The organism is Streptomyces sp. NRRL B-3229 (genome assembly GCF_000719505.1).
GTDB lineage: Bacteria > Actinomycetota > Actinomycetes > Streptomycetales > Streptomycetaceae > Streptomyces > Streptomyces griseorubiginosus.
On record NZ_JOGP01000002.1, the window covers coordinates 297,325 to 317,538 of the forward strand.

Genomic DNA, 20,214 nt, shown 5'->3' on the forward strand with positions numbered 1-20,214 from the left:
ATGCGACCCCTTTCGATCTCCGGTGCCTGGGTGTTCGAGCCGAAGGTGTTCCCCGACGGCCGCGGCAGCTTCCACGAGTGGTTCAAGGCCCCGGTCTTCGCGGAGGCGGCGGGGCACCCGCTGAGCCTGGCCCAGGCCAACATGTCCGTCTCCAGCCGGGGCACCCTGCGCGGCATCCACTTCGCCGACGTGCCGCCCGGGCAGGCCAAGTACGTCAAGTGCGTGCGTGGTGCGGTCCTCGACGTGATCGTGGACATCCGGGTGGGCTCGCCCACCTACGGCCAGTGGGAGATCGTCCGCCTGGACGACCAGGACCACCACGCCGTCTACCTCTCCGAGGGGCTCGGCCACGGGTTCATGGCGCTCACCGACGACGCCACGGTGGTCTACCTGTGCTCCGAGGGCTATGCCCCCGAGCGTGAGCACGGTGTGCACCCGCTGGACCCGGAGATCGGCATCGAGTGGCCCGAGGGCGTCGAACCGCTGCTGTCCCCCAAGGACGAGCAGGCGCCGACGCTGGCCGAGGCGCGCGAGCAGGGGCTGCTGCCCTCCTACGAGGAGTGCGTGGCCTACCGGCAGGGCCTCGGCGGCTGAGCCGAGGTTTGAGCGAGGCGGGGCCCGGTTTGACCCGTTCGGCCGAGGCCCCGTACTCTTGACCGTCGGCGTGTCCACTGGTGACACGCCACATCCCCGTAAACCTCTTCCTCTCGGGTCGCTGTTCTGGCCGGGAGAGGCCGTTCGCTCTGCCGGGCGGCTGGACTGCGGGGGTGCCGTTCCCGAGCGAGAGAGTGAGATCCGCGTGTACGCCATCGTGCGCAGCGGTGGTCGCCAGCACAAGGTTGCTGTCGGCGACATCGTTGAGGTTGACAAGATTTCCACTGCCAAGGTTGGCGACACGGTCGAGCTCTCGACCCTGCTCGTTGTCGACGGCGACGCTGTGACCAGCGACCCGTGGGTCCTGGCCGGCATCAAGGTCCAGGCCGAGGTCGTGGACCACCACAAGGGCGTCAAGATCGACATCCTTCGCTACAAGAACAAGACCGGCTACCGCCGTCGTCAGGGCCACCGCCAGCAGTACACGGCGATCAAGGTCACTGAGATCCCCGCGGCTGCGAAGTAAGGGACTGAGGAGAGATGGCACACAAGAAGGGCGCATCGTCCACCCGTAACGGTCGTGACTCCAACGCTCAGCGCCTCGGCGTGAAGCGTTTCGGTGGTCAGGTCGTCAGCGCGGGCGAGATCCTGGTCCGCCAGCGCGGTACCCACTTCCACCCGGGTGCGGGCGTCGGCCGTGGCGGCGACGACACGCTGTTCGCGCTGAACGCCGGTGCGGTGGAGTTCGGTACCCACCGTGGCCGCAAGGTCGTGAACATCGTTCCGGTCGCCTGAGCTCACGCTTAGACCGAACTTTTCGCGAGGCGGACCTCACTTCCCTGGTGGGAAGGCGGGTCCGCCTTTCGCGTGTTACCGAAGTAGTACTCGTACCGTTTTTGGAGGCACCGAACCATGACCACCTTCGTGGACCGCGTCGAACTGCATGTCGCCGCGGGTAACGGAGGTCACGGCTGTGCCTCCGTCCACCGTGAGAAGTTCAAGCCGCTCGGTGGACCCGACGGCGGCAACGGCGGCCGGGGCGGCGATGTGATCCTCACCGTCGACCAGTCCGTCACCACGCTGCTCGACTACCACCACTCCCCGCACCGCAAGGCCACCAACGGCAAGCCCGGTGAGGGCGGCAACCGCTCCGGCAAGGACGGCCAGGACCTGGTCCTGCCGGTGCCGGACGGCACCGTGGTCCTCGACAAGGCGGGCAACGTCCTTGCCGACCTCGTCGGACACGGCACCTCCTACGTCGCCGCCCAGGGCGGTCGCGGCGGCCTCGGCAACGCGGCGCTGGCCTCCGCCCGCCGCAAGGCCCCCGGCTTCGCGCTGCTCGGCGTCCCCGGCGACCTCCAGGACATCGTGCTGGAGCTCAAGACCGTCGCCGACGTGGCGCTGGTCGGCTACCCGAGCGCCGGCAAGTCCTCCCTGATCTCGGTGCTGAGCGCGGCCAAGCCGAAGATCGCCGACTACCCCTTCACCACCCTGGTCCCGAACCTGGGCGTGGTCACCGCGGGCGAGACCGTCTACACCATCGCCGACGTGCCGGGCCTGATCCCGGGCGCCAGCCAGGGCAAGGGCCTGGGCCTGGAGTTCCTGCGGCACGTGGAGCGGTGCAGTGTCCTCGTGCACGTCCTGGACACCGCCACGCTGGAGTCCGACCGCGACCCCGTCTCCGACCTCGACATCATCGAGGCCGAGCTCCGGGAGTACGGCGGCCTCGGCGACCGTCCGCGGATCGTCGTCCTGAACAAGATCGACGTACCGGACGGCAAGGACCTCGCCGAGATGGTGCGGCCCGACCTGGAGTCGCGCGGCTACCGCGTCTTCGAGGTGTCCGCCGTCGCCCACATGGGACTCAAGGAGCTGTCCTTCGCGCTCGCCGACCTGATCGCCAGGGCGCGGGCCGCGAGGCCCAAGGAGGAGGCGACCCGGATCGTCATCCGGCCCAAGGCCGTGGACGACACCGGCTTCACCGTGGTCCGCGAGGAGGACGGCCTGTTCCGGGTGCGCGGCGAGAAGCCGGAGCGCTGGGTGCGCCAGACGGACTTCAACAACGACGAGGCCGTCGGCTACCTCGCCGACCGCCTCAACCGCCTCGGTGTGGAGGACGCGTTGATGAAGGCGGGCGCCCGCTCGGGCGACGGCGTGGCCATCGGCCCCGAGGACAACGCGGTCGTCTTCGACTGGGAGCCCACCGTCATGGCCGGTGCCGAGATGCTCGGCAGGCGTGGCGAGGACCACCGCTTCGAGGAGCCCCGCCCCGCCGCCCAGCGCCGCCGCGACAAGCAGGCCGAACGGGACGAGGCCTCCCAGGAGTTCGACGACTTCGAGCCCTTCTGAGCCGACCGGCCGGCGTCCCCGGTCCCCGGGTGAACGCCGGCCGTCGTCCTGGCCTACCGCAGGACAACCAACCGCCCCTGCTGTGAGTCGTACCGGGCACATCTGTACGACCGTCACAGAAGGGATGCGGCATGCGCGTTCAACGAAGAGGGTGGCGTACGGCGCTCGCCGTGGCCCTGGCGCTCGGCGGTGTGGTCGCCCTGCCCGCGGTCGCGGGGGCCGCGCCGCACGAGGTGCGGGACGACTTCAACGGGGACGGGTACGCCGACCTCGCGGTGGGGGCGCCCGACGGAACCGTGGCCGGCCGGGCGAAGGCCGGGTTCGTCGGTGTGCTGTACGGCTCGCCGAGCGGCCTGAAGACCTCGACGAAGCGGGTGTTCAGCCAGAACACCGCGGGAGTCCCGGGCGGCTCCGAGGCCGGCGACCGTTTCGGCAGCGCGCTCACGACCGGCGACCTGGACCGCGACGGATACACCGACCTGGTCGTGGGCGTGGGCGGCGAGAACGGCGGGTCCGGCCTGGTGCAGGTCCTGTGGGGCGGCCCCCGCGGCCTGTCCGGCGGCGCCTCCCTCGCCTCCGGCAGGGCCCACGACGGGCTCGGCAGCAAGGGACACCTCGCGGTGGGGGACGTCGACGGGGACGGATCCCTCGATCTGCTGACCGCGGTGGACCAGTACGGCCTCGTGGCGACCGGCGGCCCCTTCACCCGCTCCGGCTCCGCCCGGGGCGAGCGCCAGGTGGTGAAGGACCGGTACCCCAGCAGTGTCCTCGATCTCGACGTCGGCGACCTCAACGGCGACGGGATCACCGACGTCGTGGCCGCCCAGACCGGCGAGAACTTCGACTCCCGGCGGATCGCGTACTGGTGGGGCACCAAGGACGGCCTGACGCCCTGGACGCTGGTCTGGGACATCGACGGCGCCACGCTCCAGGGCGGCGAGAACCTCGCCGTCGGGGACGTGAACCGGGACGGCTACGCCGACATCGTGGTGGGCCGGGCCGTCGACGGCTACGCGAGCGACTACGACGCCTACCGGGCCAAGGGCGGCCGGGTCACCTGGATACCCGGCACCTCGGGCGCTCCTGACGGAGTGTCGGAGCAGGCCGTCAACCAGGACAGCCCCGGGGTGCCCGGCACCGCCGAGAAGGGCGACCGCTTCGGCACCGACGTCCAGCTCGCGGACGTGAACGGCGACGGATACCTCGACGTGGTCACGGGTGTGCCCGGCGAGGACCTGGGCCCCGCCTCCGCCCCGAACTCGATCAAGGAGGCGGGCGCGGTCGTCGTGCTGAGCGGCGGGGCCGGCGGGCTGACCGGAGTCGGTTCCCACCAGGTGGTCACGCAGGACAGTACGGGGGTGCCGGGGGCCTCCGAGAAGGGCGACGCCTTCGGCGGGGCCGTCCATGCGGGGGACGCGAACGGCGACGGGCTGGCCGACGTCTCGGTCGGCGCGCCCGGCGAGAACGCGAGCGCCGGGTCCGTGTGGTCCTTCCGCTCCCGGGCGGAGCACGTCGTCTCGCCCGGCGGAGTGCCGGTTCCGGCCACCGTCCTGGGGCCGAACGGGACGATCGCCTTCGGCCACACGCTCCTTGGCACCACCGCGGCGAAGGCCCGTCTGGGCTCGGGCTTCGCCAACTAGAACCAAAAGATCGTCAGACGGCGGTGTCCTGAAGGCCGTTGCGCCGGAATCATGTTCATCATGTGATTCCCGAGTCGCAACGGCTCTTCTGTTGTCTACCTATTTGTCATGCACGCGAACACCCTGGTTCAACGCCCGGATCACCCCGAAGCGTGAGCTTCCAGGGTGTCCACGAGGTAAGCGACGCAAGGGAGTTCGCCCATGTACGGAGCAGCATCACCCGGCCGACGCCGCTTTCTGACCGCATCCGCCGCCCTGCTCGGCGCAGCCGCCTCCGCCCAGTTGTGGCTGCCGGCCACCGCGCGCGCGGCGGACACCCCGCTGCCCGACGGCGTGTTCAGCCTCGGTGTGGCCTCCGGTGACCCGCTGCCGGACGGCATCGTGCTCTGGACGCGGCTCGCCCCCGACCCGCTCAACGGCGGAGGCATGCCCGACAGAGTCGTCAGCGTGGACTGGCAGCTCGCCGAGGACGAGAACTTCACCAAGGGCGTCGTCCAGGGCACCGCCCAGGCCCTGCCCGAATACGGGCACAGCGTCCATGTCGACGTACGGGGCCTGCGCGCGGGCCGCACCTACTGGTACCGCTTCCGCGCCGACGGCCAGCTCTCCCGCACGGGCCGCACCCGTACCGCCCCCGCCGAGCACACCACCAGGGGCACCCTGCGGGTGGCGCTCGCCTCCTGCCAGAACTGGCAGAACGGCTACTTCACGCCGTACGCCGACATGCTGGACCAGGACCCCGACGTCGTGCTGTTCGTCGGCGACTACATCTACGAGTCGGCGCCGTCCTCGGCCGGGCCGCGCCGGCACGAGGGCGCGGGGGAGCCGTACACCCTCACGCAGTACCGCAACCGGTACGCCCAGTACCGCACCGACCCCGACCTCGCCGAGCTGCACGCGAACGTGCCCTGGGTGGTCACCTTCGACGACCACGAGGTCGACAACGACTGGGCGGGCGAGATCCCGCAGGACCCCGAGAAGCAGCCGCACGACGCGTTCGTGGCCCGGCTGACGGCGGCCTTCCAGGCGTACTACGAGCACATGCCGGTACGCGCCGAGGCGGTTCCGAACGGGCCGCACATCCAGATGTACCGGCGTCTGGAGTTCGGCCGCCTGGTCCGGCTGAACGTCCTCGACACCCGGCAGTTCCGCAGCGACCAGGTCACCAGCCAGGCCGCCGCCCAGGACCCGGCGCTCACCATGCTCGGCGCCGAGCAGAAGCAGTGGCTCCTGGACGGGCTGAACGACTCGCCGGCCCGCTGGAACGTCGTCGCCTCGCAGATCATGATGGCCGAGACCGACATCCTGCCCGGCGACGGCAAGCTCTGGTACTACGACGCCTGGGACGGCTACCAGGTGGAGCGCAACGCCCTCCTGGAGGAGTTCCGGAACGTGAGCAACCCGGTCGTGCTCTCCGGGGACCGCCATCTGACGATGATCAGCGACCTGAAGGCGGACTACGCCGACCCGTCGTCCGACGTCGTCGGCGCCGAGTTCGTCGGCACGTCGATCTCCAGCAACGGCGACCAGGACCAGGCCGCCTTCCACGCCCAGTGGGACCCGCTGAAGGCCGACAACCCGCACTGGAAGTTCATCGACGCCCACCGCGGCTACCACCTCTTCGACATCGACCGGTTCGGCATCGACGCGCAGGTCAGGGTCGTGGACACGGTGGTCAGGCCGCAGGCGACGACGAGCACGATCGCCCAGCTGCGGGTGGACGAGGGCGAGCCCGGGGTCCGGCTGTTGTGAGGACCGTCTGTGAGGGGGGCGGGGTCTCGTCGCGGACCCACGCTCCTCTTTCGATCTCTTGCTCGCACCGAGACCGAAAAGCTGCGGAATCTTCACAAGGAATTCCCTGGTAAAGGGCGCCGGGACGCGGGCCGTAAGTGATCCCGGTCTCCTCTCCGCGGTGCCGAGGACGCCTGCCCCGGACAACATCCCCGTGTCACCGGCAGTGCAAGATGAATGACAGGTAGCGCGTACATATGCGGTGAACGGCGGTCACCTTGCACTGCGGTAACCGCAAGTGGGACCATTTCCCCGTTCCCTGTCGCCCCGAGGTAGGTCTTCTGTGTCCCAGCACATCGCCAAGCCCCGTACCACCGCAGTGATCCTGGCCGGTGGTACCGGTCAGCGCGTGGGTCTCTCGATCCCCAAGCAGCTGCTGAAGATCGCCGGCAAGGCAGTCATCGAGCACACACTGACCACCTTCGAGAAGGCCGACTCCATCGACGACATCATCGTCCTGATGGCGCCCGGCTACGTGCCCGACATAGAGAAGATCGTCGCCAAGGCCGGGTTCACCAAGGTCAAGAAGATCATCGAGGGCGGCTCCACCCGGAACGAGACCACCGAGCGCGCCATCGAGGCCCTCGGCGAGGGCCTGGCCGAGGGCGAGGACCTCAACGTCCTGTTCCACGACGCCGTCCGTCCGCTGCTCGGCCGGCGTGTGATCGACGACTGCGTGGCCGCCCTGGAGCGCTACCAGGCCGTCGACGTGGCCATCCCGTCCGCGGACACCATCATCGTCACGCGCACGCACGGCGAGGACGGCGAGTTCATCACCGAGATCCCGGACCGCTCCCGGCTGCGCCGCGGGCAGACCCCGCAGGCCTTCAAGCTGTCCACCATCAAGCGGGCCTACGAGGTCGCCGCCGGTGACCCCAACTTCCAGGCCACGGACGACTGTTCGGTCGTGCTCAAGTACCTGCCGGACGTGCCGATCCACGTCGTCGCGGGTGACGAGTTCAACATGAAGGTCACCCAGCCCGTCGACGTCTTCATCGCCGACAAGCTCTTCCAGCTCGCCTCCACCGCGGCCCCCGAGCAGAACGGCGACGAGGCCTACCGCGAGCTCCTCACCGGCAAGACCTTCGTCGTCTTCGGCGGCTCCTACGGCATCGGCAAGGACATCGCGGAGCTCGCCGAGTCCTACGGCGCCAAGGTGTACGCGCTGGGCCGCTCCACCACCGGCACCCACGTCGAGAACCCGGAGGAGGTCGACGACGCGCTGTCCAAGGCGTACGGCGAGACCGGGCGCATCGACTACGTCGTCAACACCGCCGGCGTACTGCGCATCGGCAAGCTCGCCGAGACCGACAACGCCACCATCGAGGAGGCGCTGAAGGTCAACTACCTGGCCCCGGTGCAGATCGCGCGGTCGAGCTACAAGTACCTGGCGGAGACCAAGGGCCAGCTGCTGCTCTACACCTCCAGCAGCTACACCCGCGGCCGCGCCGAGTACAGCCTGTACTCCTCGACCAAGGCGGCGATGGTCAACCTCACGCAGGCCCTGTCCGACGAATGGGCGGGTGACGGCATCCGGGTGAACTGCATCAACCCCGAGCGCACCGCCACCCCCATGCGCACCAAGGCCTTCGGCCAGGAGCCCGCGGGCACCCTGCTGTCCTCCGAGGCGGTCGCCCGCACCTCGCTCGACGTGCTGCTCTCCGAACTGACCGGCCATGTCATCGACGTCCGCCAGCAGGACCCGACGGCCTCCGCGGGCACGGCCTCCGGTTTCGAGGCGGCGCTCGCCAGCGTCCTCGACCGCCAGGACGGCGTGGCATAATCAAGGCAAATAGCCTCCCGTAATTCAGGCCTCTGTGGCTGCCCGTTCATGGTGCATTCGCAGGGGCCTGAATCCGTAAACAACCGGCATCCCTCCCAGAGCAGGTTTTCAGTGATAAGCACCGCTATTCGCGTCGCCCGGGTGGGCAGTGCGGCCGAGCTGGCCGCGGCGGTCCTCATGCTGGCGGGATTCCCCGCCATAATGGTGGCCGCGCTCATCCCGAGCGTCCCCGCCTTCGCGGCCGCGACCGCCGTCACGTACCTTGCGGACCACTATCTGCACCGCCAGGGCAGTTATCTGATCAACCGCCTCAGCAAGGTCCGCGCCGGTCTGTCGATCCGCTTCCTGATCAGACAGCTCCTGCTGATCCTGCTGCTGGCCCGGCTCGACCTCTCGAACAACCTGATCTTCTACGGGGCCACCGCCTGCTTCATCGCGTTCTACGGCCTCCAGGCCCCGCACGGCGCGCTGGTCACCCTGATCCGCAACCGCCGCCGGCTCCCGGTCGCCACCCGCAACGTCGACCTGGCCTCCCGCATCCGCATCCCGGACGCCCCGCCGCTCGGCCTGCTGAACCGGTCGGCCGAGAAGATGCTGCACCTCGACCTCGCGGCCGTGGTCGGCATACTCGTCGCCGCCCAGCTGGACTCCGCGACGCCCGGCTTCATCGGCATCGGCGTGACCATCGGGCTCGGCTCCCTGTACGTCATCGCGCTGATGCCGTACGTGCGCGGCAAGAAGGTCCCGCCGAACGCCGACAAGGTCCTCGCCAAGGTCGACGAGTGGCTGCGCGACTACAAGCCGGAGACCGTGCTGTACTTCTCCGGCTCCAAGGACTCCACCTACCAGGTCAACATGTGGCTGGAGACCATGGAGCAGCTGGACTCCCGGCCGCTGATCATCCTGCGCGAGCGGGTCATCCTCCAGAACCTCGCGCCCACCACGGTCCCCGTCATCTGCGTGCCCGGAGGGGTGCACCTGATGAACATGGACCTGTCCTCGGTGCGGGTCGCGCTGTACGCGGCCAACGTGGGCAAGAACATCCACCTGCTGCGCGTGCCCACCATGAAGCACGTCTTCATCGGCCACGGCGACAGCGACAAGCTGGCGAGCGTCAACCCGTTCAGCAAGGCGTACGACGAGGTGTGGGTCGCGGGCCGGGCCGGCCGGGACCGCTACGCCATCGCCGACGTGGGCGTCCGCGACGAGGACATCGTCGAGGTGGGCCGCCCGCAGCTGGCGCCGATCCAGGACTGGCAGGGCGTGCCCGAGGGCCGTATGCCGACCGTGCTGTACGCGCCCACCTGGGAGGGCTGGGACGGCGACCCGGGCAACACCTCGCTCATGCTGGCCGGCGAGAACATCGTGCAGAAGCTGCTCACGGCCGACCCGCCGGTCCGGGTCCTCTACAAGCCGCACCCCTTCACCGGCACGGTCCTCGCCAAGGCGGGTGCGGCGCACGAGAAGGTCACCGCGCTGATCGAGAAGGCCGCGGCCGAGCGCGCCGCCGACCCCCGGCTCCAGGCCGACGCGGCCGCGGTGGCCGCGGCCAAGGCCGAGCTGGCGCGGATCGAGGCCCGGCTCACGGCCCTCGTCGGCAACGGCGGCGGCGACAAGGGCGACGAGGCCGAGGCCACCCGTGACGGTGTGGTCGACGTGGCCAGGTACGAGGAGATCGCCCGGCTGCGCGGCGAGTGGAACGACGCCTACTGGCGCTCCTTCCCGGTGTGGGAGCACCGCGTGATCACCGGTGCCGAGCCGCGGCTGTACGACTGCTTCAACGTCTCCGACGCGATGGTCTCCGACATCTCCAGTGTGGTCTCCGACTTCATCGCGAGTGGCAAGCCGTACGCGGTCACGGACTCCGCGGGGCTCGGCGTGGAGGAGTTCAAGCGGCAGAACACCGCGGTGCGGGCCGCCACGATCCTGTCCAACAAGGCCTCCGAGCTCGGCGGGCTGCTGGACGCGGTCCGCGACCCGGCGGGCGACCCGCTGGCCGAGGACCGGGTGGAGCTCAGGCAGTACCTGCTCGGCCCCGACGAGCCCACCTCCATCGAGCAGTTCAACACCGCGGTGGCGAACCTCGCGATCAAGGCCGAGGCGCGCAACGTCGGCCAGGAGTCACGGGCGGCGGCCTCGGCCGCGGAGACCGTGGTCTGACCTCGGGTTGGTAAAGAAACGGCCCGGTTTTCGGTGGTGATCCCCGAAAACCGGGCCGTTCCTGCGTATCCCTGGGCATCGGAACAACCCACCGTGCCTAGGGGGAACAGTGTCCCTTGCCCAGCCGGACGTGACCGTGGTCATCGGCGCATACGAGGCCATGCCCTACCTGGTGGCCTGCCTGGACTCCGTCGAGGCACAGACCCTCGACCACGACCGCATCGAGGTCATCGCGGTCGACGACGGCTCGACGGACGGCACGGGGGAGTACCTGGAGGAGTTCGCCGCACGCTCGCCCCTGGACGTCATGGTGGTCCGGCAGGACAACTCCGGCGGCCCCAGCGGCCCGCGCAACGTCGGTCTGGGCAAGGCCACCGGCCGGTACGTGTTCTTCCTGGACGCCGACGACCGGCTCGGCCCCGAGGCGCTCGAGCGGATGGTCGCGATGGCCGACCGCAACGGCACCGACGTCGTCCTCGGCCGGGTCGAAGGCGTCAACCGCAAGCCGCCGACCTCGATGTGGGGCCGGACGCTGGAGCGCACCGACGTCTTCTCCTCCAACATCAAGTTCACGCTGAGCGCGCAGAAGCTGTTCCGCCGCGCCTTCCTGGAACGGCACAGCATGCGCTTCGACGAGTCCCTGTGGACCGGCGAGGACGCGCTGTTCACCATGGAGGCCTATCTGCGGGCCGACGGCGTCTCCGTGATCGCCGACCACACCTGCTACTACCTGGTCGGCCGCGAGGACGGCAAACACGTCACGAAGACCGGCAGCCACACCCTGCGCTTCGACTCCGCGCGCGCCCTCATGAACCTGATCGCCGACATGGTCCCGGCGGGCGCGCGCCGCGACGCCCTCATGGTGCGCCCCTTCCTCGTCACCCTGCTCCCGCAGTTCGGCCCGAAGTTCCTCAAGGACAGTGAGGCGGTACGGCGGGAGAAGCTGGCCCTCGCCAAGCCGCTGACGGACGCCCACTGGACGGGCGAGGTGGCCCACCGCCTCCGTGTCCACGAACGCCTGCGCCTCCAGCTCGTCGCGTCGCAACGCCCCGATCTCCTGCTGGAAATCCTGGAGTTCATGAGGACGACGAAGACGCCGGAGGCGGTGCTGGAGAAGGGCGGTCGCCGGGTGTACTTCGCGTACCCGCACTTCCGGGACCGCGCGGCGGGGCTGCCGGACTCCCTCTACCTGGCCGAGCCGCGGGAGGCCCGGGAGGTGTCGGGCTACCGGGAGGTCGGCTTCGACCAGCTGCTGCGGCGGGCGGTCCGCAAGGCACGCAGGGTCCTCATCCCGGCAGCGTGAGCCTCCCGGAGGCCGACACGGTCTCCTCCTCCCGGCGCTGCCCCGGCAGCCCCCGCCTGCGCGCCGCCGCCGCGAGCGCCTGTACAGCCATGTCGAACCGTTCCTGCGCGGACGGCTCGTCCGGTCCCAGCAGCCGCCGCTTCAACTCGGCCCGCGCCGGGCGGAGTTCGTCCCGCTCCGGGTGCCGTACCGCATCCAGCAGGTCGGGCACCCCCACCGCGTCCGGCGTCAGCACGGTCGCCGCTCCCGCCGTGGGGAACGCGGCCCGGAACGCCTCCTCGCCGAGCCCGCTGGTGTTCGCCACCGCGTACGGCTTACCGCTCGCCAGGAAGTCGCTGACCACGCTCGACACATCGCTGATCAGCAGGTCGGCCCGGTTGAAGCAGGCGTACAGCGTGGGCCGGGCCTCGGTGACGACCTGGTGCTCCCACACGGGCAGCGAGGCCCAGTACGCCCGCTCCCAGGCCTCGGTGGCCCGGGCCACCGCGTCCGCACGGCCCGGCTCCGGCGTGGACTGGAGCAGCATCCGCTCGACCGAGTCGGCGGCGCCCCGGAAGTCCGCTGTGGTGAGCCGGTCCAGCTCCCGGGTCCGGCGGGCGAGCTCACCGTCGTCGGCGGGTCGCTGCCCGGCACGCTCCCGGTTGGCGGCCCGGATCAGCTCACGGATCCGCCGGTCCGCCGCGCCCGCCCGCGCTTCCACCGAGCCGGTCAGCGGATGCGGCTTGTACAGCAGCCGGACGCCGGGGTCCGCCAGCAGCGCCCGCACGATGTTCTCGCCCGCCTCGATCACCGAGGTGTTGCCGGGGTTGCCGTCCCAGCCCTCCCAGGTGGGCGCGTACAGCACGGTCACGGGACCGGTGGGCGGTCCCGCGTACGGCCGTACGGCGTCCAGCTGGGGGCGGCCGATCTCCACCACGTCCTTGTCCTCGACGCCGACCTCGGCCGCCGCGTACCGCTCCCGGGCCGCGGGACCGGCCACCCACACCTCGTCGTAGGCCTTCGCGTACGGGTTGCAGGAGGACAGCTTGTCGCTCTCGCCGTGGTTGACGAAGGTGTGCTTGATCGTCGGGATGCGCAGCACCTGCGAGGTCTTGCCGGAGTTCGAGGGGTGGATCAGGACCTGGAGCGTGGACTGCTCCAGGCGCAGCAGCGTGGAGACCTTCGGCAGGCACACGACCGGGACGTCGGTCGCGGCGATCCTCTGCACCATGAACCGCTCGCGCAGGACGATCAGCGGCTTCCCGCCGGCCTTGGCGAGCGGCTCCAGCCACATGTTCGCCTGGTAGGCGGAGGAGACCCCGCCGGAGAAGTACAGGCCGACGGTCGGCCGGTACTCGGCCAGCCACGCGTCGAACCAGTCCAGGACCTCCTGCTCGCCCGCCGGCCGACGGCTCGGCAGCAGTCGTACGAGAAGGTCGTACAGGCCCACGAGGGCGAGCCCCAGGGACATCGCGATGCCGAAGGCCGCGCACCGTGGTTCACCGGTGGCCGCGGTCACCAGCAGGCCCGCGGTGGCGGGCAGGCCGTGGACCAGGAGGCGGGGGCCGGGGCGGCGCAGCAGGGCGGGCGGGGCCGGGGTGAGGCGGAGCGCCGAGGCGTCGATGTTGCGGGTGACGACCGGGAGGGTGCGGGTGCGGCGGACCAGGACGGAGGCCGCCTGGACCGCGCAGTGCAGCGCGTAGAAGGCCAGCAGGCCGGCCACCAGGGCGGTGTACGCCGTCTCCTCGTCCTCCGGGGTCAGTCGCAGCAGGCCGAGCACCAGCAGCAGGTCGCGCAGGACGTGCCGCACGGTGATGTCGGCGTGCGACTTGGCGAACAGCGAGACCATGCCGCGCTGCCAGCGGTGCAGGACGCCCTCCACGGCCAGGGACGCGGCGGTCGCGGCGAGCAGCAGCGGGACGTGCGGGCGCAGGGCGGCGACGGCCTGGGCGACGACGGCGGCTGCCAGGACGGCGGCGACGAGGACTCTCGTCGTGGTCTGCCGACCCGGCAGCCGCACCGCGGAGCGGAGGCGGGACAGGGGTTTTCGCACGGGGGTCACTCCAGGGTCGTCGCGAGACGGACGCCTTGGTTAACGCGAGTCGAGCTACGGACGACACGCGCGTGTACGTGTGCGGGCGGGGCGGGGAGGTGGTATGCGGCGCGGCGAGCAGGAGGAACTGGACCTGCGGGGCGGTGCGGCCAGGTCGTCCGGTTCGGGTCCGGGGACTGGACGGGCGCGCGTCACCGCGTCCCCTTCGCGTACATTGCGGGCGAGGTACCCACAGTGGCGCGAGGGGACAGGACACAAGGTGGCAGGGGCAAGGCAGGCCGTGGGCGAGGCCCGCAGGATCGTCGTCAAGGTCGGTTCCTCGTCGCTGACCACCGCCTCCGGCGGCCTCGACGCCGACCGGGTCGACGCGCTCGTCGACGTCCTCGCCAAGAGCCGCAGCGGGGGAGAGCGCGAGATCGTCCTGGTCTCCTCCGGCGCCATCGCCGCCGGACTCGCCCCGCTGGGGCTGCGCCGCCGCCCGCGGGACCTGGCCCGGCAGCAGGCCGCCGCCAGCGTCGGCCAGGGCCTGCTCGTGGCCCGCTACACCGCCTCCTTCGCCCGCTACGGCGTCCGGGTCGGACAGGTGCTGCTGACCAGCGACGACATGAGCCGCCGTGCCCACCACCGCAACGCCTCGCGCACCCTCGACAAACTCCTCGCGATGGGTGCCTTCCCGATCGTCAACGAGAACGACACCGTCGCCACGGACGAGATCCGCTTCGGCGACAACGACCGGCTCGCGGCCCTGGTGGCCCACCTGGTCCACGCCGACCTGCTCGTCCTGCTCTCCGACATCGACGGTGTCTACGACGGCGACCCGAGCAAGCCGGGCACCTCGCGGATAGCGGAAGTGCGCGGCCCCGAGGACCTGGCCCACGTCGAGATCGGCAGCGCGGGCAAGGCGGGCGTCGGCACCGGCGGCATGGTCACCAAGGTCGAGGCCGCCCGGATCGCGGCCGCCGCGGGCATCCCCGTGGTGCTGACCAGCGCGATCCACGCGGGCGAGGCGCTGTCCGGCGGCGACACCGGCACGTACTTCCCCCCGACCGGCAAGCGCTCCGCCGACCGTCTGCTGTGGCTCCAGCACGCGTCCACGCCGCAGGGGTCGCTGACCCTGGACGACGGCGCGGTCAAGGCGGTCGTGGATCGCCGCACGTCGCTGCTGCCGGCCGGGATCACCTCCGTCGAGGGCGAGTTCGTGGCGGGCGACCCCGTCGAACTGCGGGACGGCGCCGGGCGCGCGGTGGCCCGCGGGCTCGTGAACTTCGACGCCAAGGAGATGCCGCGGCTCATCGGCCGCTCGACGCGGGAGCTGGCACGGGAACTGGGGCCGGCGTACGAGCGGGAGGTCGTCCACCGGGACGATCTGGTGATCCTGCACCCTTGAGGGGCACCTGGTGCCTTTCGGGGGCGGTGTGCCCGAAAACGGGGTGAACGCCCTGCCAAGGGCGTCGCCCTGAGGTGGACGTTCCGCAAAACCGCCCCGCGAGCCCTTGCGGCCTGCTCAACTTTGTCCCAGGGACACATTCCGCCCGGCCCGTGGGGTCGATCTGTGCTTGAAGGAGGCCGTCGTGAGACGAGTGCGCCCTGGGGCGGCGGCTTCCCGCGGCGGGTCCGGCAACGCCGTGGCGAAGCCGGCCGGTGAGGAGCGGGCCCTGACGAGCGTCGCCGCGGGCGACCGGTTCGAGAAGAAGCAGCCCGAGGACCTGCCCCGCCTGTGGCACGTCACCCTCAGCGTCTCCGGCGAGGAGGCTCCGCTGAAGGAGGTCCGGCGCGCCCTCGAACAGCTCGCCCACGACCATCCCTTCCTGCTGACCAGCCGCTACGCCAACGACCACGCGGAGATCCGGTACTGGGAGGAGGCCCGCGACCTGCACGACGCGGCCGCCGTCGCCCTGCGCCTGTGGGGCGAGCACCGCCAGACCGCGGGCCTGCCGCCCTGGGAGATCGTCGGCCTGGAGGTCATCGACCGCCAGACCTACCACCAGCGCATCGCCGAGGGGTACGGGCCTGCTCCCGCGTCGCCGGTCGGGGTGCATCCGTACTGACCGCGGTGATCTTGGGTGTGTCCCTGCGTGTTTCCTGGGACGTGTCCCTTTGATCCCGTCTCGCGCTGTGGAATGCGCGGTGTTCGTCCCCGTCCGGCGCACTACCCTTTCCCTTATGACCTCGCTCTCGCCGTACGACTCCATGACCCCGGTCGTCCAGGCCGCCTACCGGGCCAAGGCCGCCGCCGCCGACCTCGCCCCGCTGCCGAGGTCCGAGAAGGACGACGCGCTGCTCGCCATCGCGGACGCGCTGGAGGTCCGTACGAGCGAGATCGTCGAGGCCAACGCGAAGGACGTCGCCAAGGCCCGCGAGGCCGGTACGAGCGAGTCGGTCGTCGACCGGCTGACGCTCACCCCGGAGCGGGTGCGCGCCATCGCCTCCGACGTCCGGGACGTCGTGGCGCTGCCCGACCCGGTCGGCGAGGTGGTCCGCGGCTCGACCCTCCCGAACGGCATCGACCTGCGCCAGGTCCGGGTCCCGCTCGGCGTGGTCGGCATCATCTACGAGGCCCGCCCGAACGTCACCGTGGACGCCGCCGCCCTGTGCCTGAAGTCCGGCAACGCCGTCCTGCTGCGCGGCTCCGCCTCCGCGTACGAGTCGAACACCGCCCTCGTGCGGGTCCTGCGGGACGCCGTGGGCGGTGCCGGGCTGCCCGCCGACGCCGTCCAGCTGGTGCCCGGCCAGTCCCGCGAGAGCGTGCAGGAGCTGATGCGCGCCCGTGGCCTGGTCGACGTCCTGATCCCGCGTGGCGGCGCCTCACTGATCCAGACCGTCGTGACGGAGTCGACCGTCCCCGTCATCGAGACCGGCACCGGCAACTGCCACGTCTACGTCGACGCCCACGCCGACATCGACATGGCGATCGACATCCTGATCAACTCCAAGGCCTCGCGGGTCAGCGTCTGCAACGCCGCCGAGACCCTCCTGGTCCACCAGGACATCGCCCCCGAGTTCCTGCCGCGGGCCCTGGACGCCCTCGCCGAGGCCGGGGTCACCGTGCACGCCGACCCGCGGGTGCTGGCCTACGCGAAGGACACCAAGGCGACCATGGTCGAGGCCACACTCGACGACTGGGACACCGAGTACCTCTCCTACGACATCGCCGCCGCCGTGGTCGACTCGCTGGACAAGGCCGTCGAACACATCCGGCTGTGGACCTCCGGGCACACCGAGGCCATCGTCACCACCTCCCAGCAGGCGGCCCGCCGGTTCACCCAGCTGGTGGACTCCACGACCGTCGCGGTCAACGCCTCCACGCGCTTCACCGACGGCGGCCAGTTCGGCTTCGGGGCGGAGATCGGCATCTCCACGCAGAAGCTGCACGCGCGCGGTCCGATGGGCCTGCCGGAGCTCACCAGCACGAAATACATCGTCACCGGGGACGGTCACATCCGCCGCTGAACCGGCTCGCCCCGGGGCGCGCGGCCTGGGCATATGCGTCCGGCAGGCGCCCCGGCCCTTTCCCGTGCCCTGCCGGGGCGTCTCATCAGGCGGATGAATTTCCCTGTCGTCTGCCCAAACTGACCCCCCAGGTCTACTCTGGATCCGTGCCGGAGGACGTGGGGGGTACGCCGTTCCCTGACGGCTGGGAGCCCGACGACGACCACGACCGCGGGGTGTCGGACGAAGAGTTCGCCTCCGTGGTCTTCGACGAGGCCTTCGTACGGGCGGCCGTGGTGCACGAGCCGACCGCCGTCGAACGCCTCCTGGCCGCCGCCAAGGCCAGAGCCGAGGCCTCCGAGGCCGAGGCCCGCCGCGCCCACCCCGGAGCCGACCGGTACGAGGACGGGTACGGACCCGGCCGTTTCGGCCATGATCCCGAGCTCGACGAGCTGGACGACACCGAGATCCTCGACGGCCGCTACGGCGCCCCCGGCGCGTACGGCAAGCAGGTCCGCTGGCACCGTCCGGTCGCCTGGATGCTCGCCCTCGTCATGGGCATCGGCATGGTCGCGCTGGCCTTCACCGCGGTCTACCGGGGCTCCTCCTCGGGCAGCCGCGACCGGGTACCGCCCCCCGCCTCGACCGGCCTGGAACAGGGGACCACGGTGACGCCCTCGGCGTCCGCGGACTACTCCCCGCCGGCCGTGTCCGCCGTCCCGCGCACACCCTGAGCCCGCCCTGGCCGATCTTCGACCCCCACGGGACGGGCGCCGGTCGGAGCGCGTCACCTCGGGGCCGGTCCCTGTCCGTACCTGGTGAGAACCTGTCAGAAGTTGTCGTGCGGCAGGGCGTTTACCTGAGCTTCCCGAGACCTACTCTGAAGATATGGGAGCGCCAGGAGACCCGCCTGAGGGGACACCCGAGGGCGGCCCGGCAGGTGGAGAGGACGAGTACCGATCCGTCGTGTTCGACGAGTCGTTCGTTCGTGCTGCCCGCCTCCAGGAGTTCTCCGCGCAGGAGCGCATGGCCGACCACGCGCCCGCCGTCCGCCGCCGCCCGCCCCTCAGGCGGGGCCTGTCCCGGCAGGTGCTGATCCTGGTCCTGCTGATCGCCGTAGCCTTCGGCACGGCGATCTACATGGGCGTACGGCACCCCTACCAGACCTCCGCGCTCCGGCAGCCCGTCGAGCCGCTGCGGATGACTGTCATCCCACTGGCCCCCGAGGGCAGGGTCCCGGGACACCCCGACGCCGAGTACCTGTACGCGCACAGCCCCGCCGCGCAGTACCGCGCCGGCGCCGAGGGCATCCCGCTGCCGGCCTCCCGCCGCACCGAGCACTTCTCCGACAGCCAGGTGGTGGGCGCGCTGACCACCGCCAAGGACTACATCGTGCGGTCCTCGCTGGACCCCGACGTCCTCACCGGCCACCAGGTCCGTGCCGTACGGGTACTGCTCGACACCGACCAACTCGACCAGTTCGACCAGAGTTTCGCCCACCCGGCGGCGGACGGACGGCACGCGCCGACCGGCTGGCTGGTCCGCTTCGACCCCGCCGAGGCGCGGCTGGCCGACGCGCGGATCCGGGTGCAGGGGAGCCTTCAGGCCGCCGAGACCGACTCCTCGACACTGGAGGTCACGGCGGACCACACGTTCGTCTACGCGCTGCGGTCCGCCGCCCCGATGACATCGAGCGAGGTCTCGCTGTTCACCGTCCGGCGGGAGCTGCACTTCCGCTTCGACCGGGACGACCTGCGGATGCACACCGCCCAGCTGGTCGTGTCGTACGTCCAGGCCGGGCCGCTGTCCTGCGCGGAGGACTCCACGAACCGGCTGCATCCGCTGCTGGCCGGGCAGACCGCGAAGGCCGGCGGGCCCGCGGGGACCGATCCCTATGCGACCGGCAGTGCCACGGCGCTCTGCGGGTCGCTGGCCACCAGCGCGCAGCCGAAGGTGTGAGTCCCCCCGCGCCTTGAACGCAGTCCCTGGAGCAGTCCCCTACGCAGTCTCAGCTGCCCTCGTCGTCCCGCGGCGTGTCGTTCGGTGTGTCCCTCGGGCGCTCGCCGTCCCGCGGGGCCGAGCCGGAGAAGCCGCCGAAGCCCCTGCGCACCCTGCCGCCCAGATCGCCCGCCCCGCCCGCGATGTCGTTGACCAGCTTCATCAACGGGTCCTTGGAGCCCTTCACATTGCTCGCGTAGCTCGCCGCCGACTCGCGGAAGCTGTCGGAGACCGAGGTGTCCTTGTCCTCGGAGCGGCGCGGGTAGTGGCCGTCCATGATCCGCTGGTAGTCGCGGGACTCCGACCACTTCTTCAGCTCGGCGGCCCGGACCGTGGTGAAGGGGTGGGTGCGCGGCAGGACGTTGAGGATCTTCAGGACCGAGTCGCGCAGGTCGCCGCCCGCCTCGTACTCCTCGGCCTGCTTCAGGAACGCGTCCACGTTCATCTCGTGCAGGTGGTGGCCGCCGGCCAGCTTCATCAGGCCGCGCATCGAGGCCCGCAGGTCCTGGCCCACCAGCAGGCCCGCACGGTCCGCCGACAGCTCCGACTTGCGGAACCACTCCCGCAGCGCGGTCACGATCGCCATGATCGCGAGGTTGCCCAGCGGGATCCACGCCACCCTGAGGGCGAGGCTGGTCAGGAACAGCAGGATGGTCCGGTAGACCGAGTGGCCGGAGAGGGCATGGCCCACCTCGTGGCCGACGACGGCCCGCATCTCCTCCTCGTCGAGGAGGTCGACCAGGCCCGTGGTGACCACGATGATCGGCTCGTCCAGGCCGATGCACATCGCGTTGGGCTGCGGGTCCTGGGTGACGTACATCGGCGGGACCTTCTCCAGGTCCAGGATGTAACAGGCGTCCCTCAGCATGTCGTTGAGGTACGCGAACTGCTGGTCGGAGACGCGCACCGAGTCGGACAGGAACAGCAGGCGCAGGCTCCGCTCGGGGAGCAGACCGCTGAGCGCCTTGAACACCGTGTCGAAACCGCTCAGCTTGCGCAGCGCCACCAGGGCTGAGCGGTCGGCGGGGTGCTCGTAGGCCCGCGAGGAGATGCCCGGGAAGCGCCGGCGCTGCCTGCTCGGTACGTGCTCGTGCCCGTTGTTCTGATGGCCGTCGTCGGACATGTCTTCCCCCCA

The 20,214-nt window shown here is 70.8% G+C and carries 16 protein-coding genes; 14 read left to right on the forward strand and 2 right to left on the reverse strand.

Annotated elements, in window-relative coordinates; genetic code table 11:
• The 9 genes from rfbC (at window position 1) to IF54_RS0104335 (ending at window position 11,620) form a co-directional block, all read left to right on the forward strand.
• Complete coding sequence (gene rfbC / locus IF54_RS0104295; protein ID WP_030314628.1) at window positions 1–594, forward strand: dTDP-4-dehydrorhamnose 3,5-epimerase; 594 nt, start codon at window positions 1–3, stop codon at window positions 592–594.
• Window positions 595–799: 205 nt separating this feature from the next.
• Complete coding sequence (gene rplU / locus IF54_RS0104300) at window positions 800–1,120, forward strand: 50S ribosomal protein L21 (protein ID WP_007381993.1); 321 nt, start codon at window positions 800–802, stop codon at window positions 1,118–1,120.
• A 14-nt stretch (window positions 1,121–1,134) separates the two neighbouring features.
• Window positions 1,135–1,389, forward strand: coding sequence for a 50S ribosomal protein L27 (gene rpmA / locus IF54_RS0104305; RefSeq protein ID WP_015660411.1), 255 nt, complete (start codon window positions 1,135–1,137; stop codon window positions 1,387–1,389).
• Window positions 1,390–1,506: 117 nt separating this feature from the next.
• The gene (gene obgE / locus IF54_RS0104310) at window positions 1,507–2,943 is read left to right on the forward strand and encodes a GTPase ObgE (protein ID WP_030314632.1); all 1,437 of its coding nucleotides are present in this window, start codon (window positions 1,507–1,509) and stop codon (window positions 2,941–2,943) included.
• 131 nt (window positions 2,944–3,074) lie between these two features.
• On the forward strand, window positions 3,075–4,583 hold the full coding sequence (locus IF54_RS0104315) for an FG-GAP and VCBS repeat-containing protein (protein ID WP_030314634.1): 1,509 nt from the start codon (window positions 3,075–3,077) through the stop codon (window positions 4,581–4,583).
• A 201-nt stretch (window positions 4,584–4,784) separates the two neighbouring features.
• Window positions 4,785–6,335: an alkaline phosphatase D family protein gene (locus tag IF54_RS0104320; RefSeq protein ID WP_030314636.1), complete on the forward strand. Its 1,551-nt coding sequence runs from the start codon at window positions 4,785–4,787 to the stop codon at window positions 6,333–6,335.
• Between the two features lie 322 nt (window positions 6,336–6,657).
• Window positions 6,658–8,157, forward strand: a complete 1,500-nt coding sequence (locus IF54_RS0104325; protein ID WP_030314638.1) for a bifunctional cytidylyltransferase/SDR family oxidoreductase — start codon at window positions 6,658–6,660, stop codon at window positions 8,155–8,157.
• 111 nt (window positions 8,158–8,268) lie between these two features.
• Window positions 8,269–10,317, forward strand: coding sequence for a hypothetical protein (locus IF54_RS0104330; protein WP_030314640.1), 2,049 nt, complete (start codon window positions 8,269–8,271; stop codon window positions 10,315–10,317).
• A gap of 109 nt (window positions 10,318–10,426) precedes the next feature.
• Window positions 10,427–11,620, forward strand: a complete 1,194-nt coding sequence (locus IF54_RS0104335; RefSeq protein ID WP_051735317.1) for a glycosyltransferase family 2 protein — start codon at window positions 10,427–10,429, stop codon at window positions 11,618–11,620.
• Here IF54_RS0104335 and IF54_RS0104340 read toward each other — a convergent pair.
• Complete coding sequence (locus tag IF54_RS0104340; protein ID WP_051735328.1) at window positions 11,604–13,640, reverse strand: hypothetical protein; 2,037 nt, start codon at window positions 13,638–13,640, stop codon at window positions 11,604–11,606. The two genes, IF54_RS0104335 and IF54_RS0104340, sit on opposite strands and share 17 nt — an antisense overlap.
• 292 nt (window positions 13,641–13,932) lie before the next feature.
• On the opposite strand from IF54_RS0104340, the gene proB reads away from it, so the two are divergent.
• The 5 genes from proB (at window position 13,933) to IF54_RS0104365 (ending at window position 19,040) form a co-directional block, all read left to right on the forward strand.
• Window positions 13,933–15,039: a glutamate 5-kinase gene (gene proB / locus IF54_RS0104345; RefSeq protein WP_030314646.1), complete on the forward strand. Its 1,107-nt coding sequence runs from the start codon at window positions 13,933–13,935 to the stop codon at window positions 15,037–15,039.
• Between the two features lie 193 nt (window positions 15,040–15,232).
• On the forward strand, window positions 15,233–15,700 hold the full coding sequence (locus IF54_RS0104350; protein ID WP_030314648.1) for a hypothetical protein: 468 nt from the start codon (window positions 15,233–15,235) through the stop codon (window positions 15,698–15,700).
• Between the two features lie 115 nt (window positions 15,701–15,815).
• On the forward strand, window positions 15,816–17,102 hold the full coding sequence (locus IF54_RS0104355) for a glutamate-5-semialdehyde dehydrogenase (protein WP_030314650.1): 1,287 nt from the start codon (window positions 15,816–15,818) through the stop codon (window positions 17,100–17,102).
• Between the two features lie 119 nt (window positions 17,103–17,221).
• Complete coding sequence (locus IF54_RS0104360) at window positions 17,222–17,815, forward strand: hypothetical protein (protein WP_078851876.1); 594 nt, start codon at window positions 17,222–17,224, stop codon at window positions 17,813–17,815.
• 154 nt (window positions 17,816–17,969) lie between these two features.
• Window positions 17,970–19,040: a hypothetical protein gene (locus tag IF54_RS0104365; RefSeq protein ID WP_030314652.1), complete on the forward strand. Its 1,071-nt coding sequence runs from the start codon at window positions 17,970–17,972 to the stop codon at window positions 19,038–19,040.
• Window positions 19,041–19,089: 49 nt separating this feature from the next.
• Here IF54_RS0104365 and IF54_RS0104370 read toward each other — a convergent pair whose 3' ends face one another.
• Window positions 19,090–20,202, reverse strand: coding sequence for a M48 family metallopeptidase (locus IF54_RS0104370; protein ID WP_030314653.1), 1,113 nt, complete (start codon window positions 20,200–20,202; stop codon window positions 19,090–19,092).
• Window positions 20,203–20,214: the final 12 nt, after the last annotated feature.

Coding starts and splice junctions, on each gene's coding strand:
- rfbC (WP_030314628.1), top strand. CDS start 1: ATGCGACCCCTTTCGATCTCCGGTGCCTGGGTGTTCGAGCCGAAGGTG.
- rpmA (WP_015660411.1), top strand. CDS start 1,135: ATGGCACACAAGAAGGGCGCATCGTCCACCCGTAACGGTCGTGACTCC.
- obgE (WP_030314632.1), top strand. CDS start 1,507: ATGACCACCTTCGTGGACCGCGTCGAACTGCATGTCGCCGCGGGTAAC.
- IF54_RS0104315 (WP_030314634.1), top strand. CDS start 3,075: ATGCGCGTTCAACGAAGAGGGTGGCGTACGGCGCTCGCCGTGGCCCTG.
- IF54_RS0104320 (WP_030314636.1), top strand. CDS start 4,785: ATGTACGGAGCAGCATCACCCGGCCGACGCCGCTTTCTGACCGCATCC.
- IF54_RS0104355 (WP_030314650.1), top strand. CDS start 15,816: ATGACCTCGCTCTCGCCGTACGACTCCATGACCCCGGTCGTCCAGGCC.
- IF54_RS0104365 (WP_030314652.1), top strand. CDS start 17,970: ATGGGAGCGCCAGGAGACCCGCCTGAGGGGACACCCGAGGGCGGCCCG.
- IF54_RS0104370 (WP_030314653.1), bottom strand. CDS start 20,202: ATGTCCGACGACGGCCATCAGAACAACGGGCACGAGCACGTACCGAGC.